Annotated in this window: 6 protein-coding genes; all 6 read right to left on the minus strand. The window is 53.1% G+C overall.

Going from position 1 to position 7,522, the window contains the following annotated elements; genetic code table 11:
* Positions 1–2: 2 nt before the first annotated feature.
* Positions 3–845, minus strand: a complete 843-nt coding sequence (locus tag FPZ45_RS20730; protein ID WP_144706066.1) for a carbohydrate ABC transporter permease — start codon at positions 843–845, stop codon at positions 3–5.
* Positions 842–1,726: a carbohydrate ABC transporter permease gene (locus tag FPZ45_RS20735; protein ID WP_222430796.1), complete on the minus strand. Its 885-nt coding sequence runs from the start codon at positions 1,724–1,726 to the stop codon at positions 842–844. Before FPZ45_RS20735 ends, FPZ45_RS20730 begins: the two co-directional genes overlap by 4 nt.
* 65 nt (positions 1,727–1,791) lie before the next feature.
* On the minus strand, positions 1,792–3,069 hold the full coding sequence (locus FPZ45_RS20740) for a sugar ABC transporter substrate-binding protein (protein ID WP_144706068.1): 1,278 nt from the start codon (positions 3,067–3,069) through the stop codon (positions 1,792–1,794).
* Positions 3,070–3,175: 106 nt separating this feature from the next.
* Complete coding sequence (locus tag FPZ45_RS20745; RefSeq protein WP_144706070.1) at positions 3,176–4,720, minus strand: response regulator transcription factor; 1,545 nt, start codon at positions 4,718–4,720, stop codon at positions 3,176–3,178.
* Positions 4,717–6,477: a cache domain-containing sensor histidine kinase gene (locus FPZ45_RS20750; RefSeq protein WP_144706072.1), complete on the minus strand. Its 1,761-nt coding sequence runs from the start codon at positions 6,475–6,477 to the stop codon at positions 4,717–4,719. Before FPZ45_RS20750 ends, FPZ45_RS20745 begins: the two co-directional genes overlap by 4 nt.
* Positions 6,478–6,641: 164 nt before the next feature.
* Positions 6,642–7,025: an iron chaperone gene (locus FPZ45_RS20755; RefSeq protein ID WP_222430797.1), complete on the minus strand. Its 384-nt coding sequence runs from the start codon at positions 7,023–7,025 to the stop codon at positions 6,642–6,644.
* Positions 7,026–7,522 lie beyond the last annotated feature (497 nt).

The following is a 7,522-nucleotide window of genomic DNA, read 5'->3' on the forward strand; positions in this document are numbered from 1 at the left end:
ACCTATCCTTTCACGGCGCCGTTCGTTAGGCCGCTCACAATGTATCGCTGCACGAAAATAAACAGGAGAGCGACCGGAAGCATGCTGACCGTACCGAATGCCATCGTATTATTCCATGACGTGCTCTGGAAGCCGAGGAAATTGTAGATACCCGCCGTGATCGGTCGAAGTTGCTCTTTGCCGATGAAAGTCATGCCATAGATCAGATCGCCCCAAGCGAACAAGAAGGAGAAAACGGCTGCAACGACGACTCCCGGTACGGCAATCGGCAGTATGATTCGCACGAACGTTGTCCAGCGGTTACAGCCGTCGATCTGCGCGGACTCCTCAAGCTCCTTCGGAAGCGAAGTAAAGTACGTCCGGAGAATGATGACGGAGAACGGGATGCCCGCCGTGGCGTTGGCCAGGATCGTGCTCCAATAGCTAGGACCGATCAATCCCATATGCTTGAATAAAATAAACAGTGGCGTCAGCAGCAAAGACGCGGGCAGCATCTGGGTGACCAGGAACAGCAGTACGAACAGATGACGACCCGGGAACCGGAATCTGGCAATGCCATATGCGGCCGGGATCGCAAGCGAGGTCGAGATCGCAAGCGACCCGATCGAGATGACGATGCTATTCCGGAAGCCTGCGATAATGTCGAATGATGAACCCGATAACTGCTCCGTATACGATTCGAAATGGAATGTACGAGGGAACCACGTTTGGGGCGTCGCGAATATTTCGGCTTCCGTCTTAAACGAGGTCACGACCAGCCAATACAGCGGGAATAGAAACGCGGCGACCAGTAATATGCTTATGACGGGCAAGAGCCAAGGAACGTTCCTGCGCAACAGCTTCATTCTCGTTCCTCCCGGTTCAGCAATTTCAGGTACAAGACTCCGACTATCAGCAGCACAAGGAACATCACGTTGGAAACGGCCGCCCCTTGGCTATATTTAAACTGCTCGAACGACAGGTTATAGGCGTACGTAGACATCATCTGAGTCGCGTTGACCGGCCCTCCGTGCGTCATGATCAACACAAGATCGAATACTTTGAATGTATAGATAAAACCTAACACGAGAAGCGAGAGAATAGCTGGCTTCAGCAGCGGCAGCGTAATGCGGAAGAACCGCCGCACGGCCGTCGCCCCGTCGATCGCGGCGCTCTCATAAATGTCTCGGGGGATCGTCGTCATCGCCGTGGACAACAAGATCATGTTAAAGGGAATGCCGATCCACGTATTGGCAAGCACGACTGTAAACATAGCGAGCCCCGAGCTGACGAGCCATTCGATCGGGCTGCCGATCAGATGAAGCCGAAGCAGCGTATCGTTGACGATGCCGTCGGATCCGAACATGAACTTGAACATCATCGCCGTGATCGTAGCTGGCAGCAGCCAACTGATCATGACAAGCCCTCTTAACCGCTGTGCCATGCGGAACCCTAGATTGAAGAGCAGAGCCAGCGCGAGTCCGATCACGAACTGCAGGACGAGGCATGCCGCCGTGAAGACGAACGTGTGAAGCAGGACAAGCTTAATCGTACCTTCGTTGAACAACGCCGTATAGTTATCGAGTCCGACATAAGGCTGATGGCCGGAAGCGAGATTCATGACATTCACGTCGAACAGGCTTAACCGCACGTTGTCGACAATGGGATAACCTACGAAAAAAAGCATATAAACGAGCGCGGGGAGCACGAACAAATAACCCGCGCGAAGTTCCTTCATCCTCATCATGATGCGTTCACCGCCTTAAAAAAATGGAGTACATGGAATCTGCACATGTACTCCCCAACCAATCGTTATTTACTGCCCAGGATACCGTCGATTTTCTTCTGCGCTTCGTTCGCGGCGTCGTCCGGCGTAGAGCCGAGCGTCAGCGATTTGCCGAGCGCTTCGGATATGACGTTGGAAATTTCCGGCCATTTCGGATGCGGGCCGCGCGGTTGCGCGTTCACCATGTTCTCGGCGAACACCTTCAGCTTCGGATTATCCGTCCAGTAAGGATCACTCGCTACGTCCTTGCGCGCCGGGAAGTAACCGAAGTCCTGCGCGAACTGTTTGTTGACGTCCGGCGAAGCGACGTATTTGATGAATTCGACCGCTTCGTTCACATTGGGACCGTTGACGACGCCGAGATTCTCTCCGCCGAGCACGGAGGCGAATTGCTTGTCTTTCGGGACGAAAGAGAGACCGAAATTCAAATCCGGGGCATTCTTCGCCAGATCGGGCAACTGCCAAGGACCGTTGACCATCATCGCCAGCTTACCCGCGGCGAACTGTTTCATGACGTCGGATTGCGTCCAGTTGATGACTTCCTTGCTCATGGAGCCGTCTTTGATCAAGTCCGCAAGGATGCCGAACGCTCTTGCGCCATCACCTGCTACGTGATCGAAGTTCGCCCCGGTAGACAACAGCCAAGGGAGGAATTGGAACGTACCTTCTTCGTTCTGCGGCGCACTGATCCCCAAGCCTTTAACTCCGCTCTTGGTTAGTTTCTTGGCGGCCTCCCGTAGCTCATCCCACGTTTCGGGAGGTGTCACACCGGCATCGGCCAGCATCTTCTCGTTATAGAACAGCGCCAGATTGTTGCTGCCGAGCGGAATGCCGTATTGCTTGCCATCGTAAGAGGCCGATTTCCAAGGACCCGCGAAGAATTGATCCTTATCTGACCAGTCTTTCAGATTGTCCGTAATGTCCGCGAACAATCCCATTGCCGCATAGGCAGCATGATCGGGATTATCGATGATGACGATATCGGGCAAATCCGAAGCTGCAAGCCCAACCGACAATCGTTTCTTGAAGTCCGCGAACGGGATATAGACGGGCTCGACTTGAATGTTCGCATGCTGCTTCCCGAATCCGTCGGTGAGCGATTTGATAATGTCGAACTGGGATTTTCCTTCGAAATAAAACCATAGCGTCAATTTTTTCTTTTCCGGCTTCGATTCGCCGCTTGGCGAAGCCGCGGGAGAATTCGAGCTTGGCTGCGCGTCGTTCGATTTGTTTGAACCGCAGCCCGCAAGCGATAACATGATGACCAGCATAACGGCTAACATTCCTAGACCTGTTCGTTTCACTTTGCTGCCCCCTTGGAGTTGATGGTTGACGTCTTCAGTGTATGGGAATGAAAGCGTTTCGAAAATTCGAAAAACCTAATAAAGGTGGACGTTCTTAAGATAACCTTCACCGGGAGAGGTTCACTTTTTGGTACTCCGCGGGAGAGAGTCCTGTGACTTCCTTGAAGACGCGAGAAAAATATTTCGGATCCGGGTAGCCGACGGCGCGGGCGATCTCGAACATTTTCCGCTTCGAGTCCAGCAGCATCGTCTTCGCTTTCCTGATTCTGATTTCTTTAACGTAAGCCGAGAAGTTGCTTTTGACTTCTTTCGCGAACAGCGCGCTCAAATACTCGGGCGTGATGCGAATCGCGGCGGCGATTTCCTCCAGCGTGATTCCTTCTGCGTATTTCTCGTGGACGAGACGCAGCGCCTTCTGCACGGTTAAGCTGTACGGAACGGATTCGGGGTTCTGACCGACTGAGGAGACGTGCTCCATAATCGCACCGAACGCGCGCGTCAACTCTTCCCGCGTCTCGGCCGCTAGAATGGGCAGAAGCCACTGCTCCTGGTATCGAAGCGCAAGATCGTTGCCGTATAGTTCTCCGATCATCTGAAGCGCGGATGAGATCAACCGGACGGACACGTCGACGATGTGCCGGGGCTCGTACACGCCAGTCATGCATAGGCGCAGCCACTCCTGAAGCAATTGTCCGCTAGCGTCCCCGCGGTTCCCGCCGATCGCTGCCTTCAATTTGTTCTCCAGAGCGTAAGGATACGGCAACGGCTCTCTCGCAAGAGACTCGACAAGTCGCTCGGTCAACACCTCGCGCGAGCCGTCGATGACGATAAACCATTTTCGCAGCGACTTCAGGGCGGCGTACTTGGCTTTCAACGCGACAATACCGGGCACTTCCGCCACACTGATGACGGCTGTGAGGCCCGAAGCTTTCATCTGTGGGAGCCACTCCGATTGCAGAAGGGAAAGGAGGTCGTCTAGATCTCGTCCTTGAACGATGGCGGCGAAAGATCGATCCTCGGGAATCGCAAACAGCGCATGGCGGCCGAACCGCTTAAGCCAATCGTCGAGCCCGTGTTTGGCCTCCGCGCAACCGGCATCGTAATCGAGTCCCATGTAGACGACGAGAAGCCGAAACGGATCGTCTGTCCCCCAATCCTTGACCTGCGCTTTTATCGCCGGCAGAAGGACGGGATTCAAGCCGTCCTGCGATACCCAGCGATAGAGCGCATGCTCCAGCTGATCGGAGGCATGTCCCGGCGGCAAGCCCGCAATTTGCTGCATTGCCAGCTCCTGTTCGGCTTTTTCCAGCATCGACTTCAAATCGTTCGCCGTCACCGGTTTTTCCAAATATTCGAACACGCCCAGTTGCAGCGCCTTTTTCGCATATTCGTATTCCGAGAAGCCCGTCAGAATGACCGTCATATGCCTGTGGCCTTGGGATTTCAGAGCTTCCAGCATTTCGATGCCGCTCGTCTTGGGCATCTTGATGTCGGCGATGACCAAGTCGGGTCTCGTATCTTCAATCAACTGCAATCCGGCTTCCCCATTGTCCGCATCGCCGACGACTTCATAACTTCCGCCCAGCTTGCGAATCAGATTTACGATGCCATATCTTGTGTTGTCTTCATCCTCAATCACGACGATTCTCATGGCGTGATGTCCCCTTTGCGGATAATGGGTAATACGATGCGCACCGAAGTGCCGACGCCGGGCTGGCTTTCAATCTCGCAGGAAGCGCGATCCCCGTAATACATCCGAAGACGGTCAAGCACGTTGCGGATGCCGATCCCGCCCCCGTAATCGGTTTCGGACATGATGGAGCGCAGTTTCTCCCGATCCATGCCGTGCCCGTTGTCACGAATCGTGATCTCGAAATCCGCCTCCGTTAGCTGGTTTATGCCGATATGGAGATGCCCCCCCTGCTTGACGCCGGAAAACCCGTGAATGATTGCATTCTCGATGAAGGGCTGCAGCACGAGCTTTGGCATCGAAACATCCAGTGCGCGTTCGTCCTTCTCCACGGTGTACGCGAAAGAAGAGCGGAAACGATACTGCTGCAGGAACATATACCTGTCCATCCACTCGAGTTCTTCGCGGACGCTGACCGGTTTGTTGCTGTCCTTGATGCTGTAGCGCAGGATTTGCGCCAATCCTTTGAGCATCTCGCTAATCTGGTGCTCGTCCTTCTCGATGGCGAGCCAATTGATAGAATCGAGAGAATTGTAGAGAAAGTGTGGGTTGATCTGCGCTTCCAGCGCCCGTATTTCGGCTTCCTTGCGCTTCTCGCCGGTTTCCTTCACTTCGCTCATCAGCTCATTGACCGTGCTCATCATTTTATTAAAATTAAAGGCGATGGCCGATATTTCGTCCTGAGTCCGGTCTTCTACTTGGACGGTTAACCCCCCTTGGCTTGCGATCCTCATCGCTTTGACGACTTTGCGGATCGATGCCGTCAGCTTTCCGGAGAAATAGAAGATTAGCGCGACCGCCACGATGAGCGCGGCCGTCCCGACGATAACGGTAAGCCGTTGCATAGCGTACATTTCGCCGAACAGCTCTTTCTGGTCGATCAGGTTGTGGATCGCGAGGCCGCTTCTCGTGTTAACGAAGGTATTGCTAATACTCGCGCCGGAACGGACCTCGCCGATTTGTCGGCCGATATCGGATTTATCCGGGGAGGATATAATGATTCCATCCTTATCGGCGAGAAAGTTTTGGTTGTCTATTCGCACCGGGGAGTCCGCGCCGGCGTCGTTCAGATTGATCGCGCGGGCCAGCACCGACTCGTAGACGGTAATGACGACGACGCCGATGCTGTCGAGGCTCGCCGCATTGTAATCCGTTAATTTTCGCGCCAAGTGAAATCCGTATTGTTCTTCGTTGTTGATCGTGCCCATACGTTCGGGAGGCGTCATCAAGTTACCAGTTTTCTGGTTGACGGCGGAGATGTATAGAGGCAGCTTGGTCAAGTTGGGTACGCCTGACCACAGATTGTCGTAAGGGGAGCCTGTCTGTTGATCGTAGCAGATCAGCGTGTCATTCTCCGTGAATATCGCTACGCTGCGGATGCCGTACTTAGCATAGGAGTAAGAAGACAGCATATTGATCAGTTTGCGCTTGCTCAGCTCGACGTCTTCGCCCGGGACGTTTACTTCTTTCACGAGACGAAGGACGTCGTCGTTCGTAATGATCTGGAACAGCAGATCGTCGTAAGCGAGCAGAGACGTATCCAGATTTTTTGAAGTTTGCAGCAGATTGGCTTGTACGAGCACATCGATTTTTCGTTTCATCGCATCCGTAGAGACGTAATAGGATACCATCTGCACGACAAGGACGGGCAGCATGCATACGAGCATGAACGTGACGAACAGCTTATTGCGATAGCTGAATCTCCATTTGGTTTGCAAGCGATTTCACCTCGTCACCTATTCTATCCAATTGGAAATCGAATCGACAATAGCATTCTGCGACATGATTTTACTCAAGTTTGAGCGTAATGCGAGCGCACAAAAGCGAAAGGCCGGCAACCTTAGGAATAAGGATCCGGCCTTTCTTGCAATGAATCGTTTGATTATTTTTTCTTCTTCGGGGGCTTCTCCTTGTTCTCCTTCGCCCTGAACTTCACCATCTCGGCAATGAGCGTCAGCGGCAGAGGCTTGTCCATTGGCAGTTGAATGGCGGACTTCGACATCTCATAAGGGGATAATTGCTCCCGGAACGCCTCGAATACGGTAAAAGGCGGGGGGAACGACAAGGAAAAATGCTTCGTATACGCCGAGTAGTAGATCAGCTTTCCGTGATAGTCGAATGCCGGAATCTGATAGCTGATGACCTCTTGCGCGTCGGGTTCGGCTTCGCGAATGGCCTTACGGATCTGCTGCAGTCCTTCTTGCACCGCCGACGGAAAAGTACCGATGTATTCGTCCGCCGTCTGATAATTCGTCTTTGGCGACATGTTCATAACCTCCTCTAAGAGATTTCACCATATGTTGTGTGAAGCAGGCTCTCCATTCAGATTAACGTATCTATGGGTGAACTGACAATAAATGTTTATTGAAGTCGGAGTTGCGCGCTCTCATTGTCGCAAAAAGCGTCAATGGCGGGTGGGAGTGTGCGTCGTACCCTCTCATTGTCGCAAAAAGCAGCAATGGTGGGTGGAAGTGTGCGTCGTACCCTCTCATTGTCGCAAAAAGCAGCAATGGTGGGTGGAAGTGCGCATTGCGCGCTCTCATTGTCGCAAAAAGCAGCAATGGCGGGTGGAAGTGTGCGTCGTACCCTCTCATTGTCGCAAAAAGCACCAATGACGGGTGGGAGTGTGCGTCGTACCCTTGACCTTGCCCCGAATAGATGGACACAGAGAAACCCTCTATAATAAAAGACGGAGGGATTTTCAATGGGGCAACGGAAGAAGTTTGACAAAGCATTTAAGGAGCAAGTCGTATTACGCATTCT

The organism is Cohnella terricola (assembly GCF_007786475.1).
Lineage (GTDB): Bacteria > Bacillota > Bacilli > Paenibacillales > Paenibacillaceae > Cohnella > Cohnella terricola.

What these genes read in the sequence shown, in the direction of transcription:
- FPZ45_RS20730 (WP_144706066.1), bottom strand. Translation starts at nt 845, where the DNA reads ATGAAGCTGTTGCGCAGGAACGTTCCTTGGCTCTTGCCCGTCATAAGC.
- FPZ45_RS20735 (WP_222430796.1), bottom strand. Translation starts at nt 1,726, where the DNA reads ATGATGAGGATGAAGGAACTTCGCGCGGGTTATTTGTTCGTGCTCCCC.
- FPZ45_RS20745 (WP_144706070.1), bottom strand. Translation starts at nt 4,720, where the DNA reads ATGAGAATCGTCGTGATTGAGGATGAAGACAACACAAGATATGGCATC.
- FPZ45_RS20755 (WP_222430797.1), bottom strand. Translation starts at nt 7,025, where the DNA reads ATGTCGCCAAAGACGAATTATCAGACGGCGGACGAATACATCGGTACT.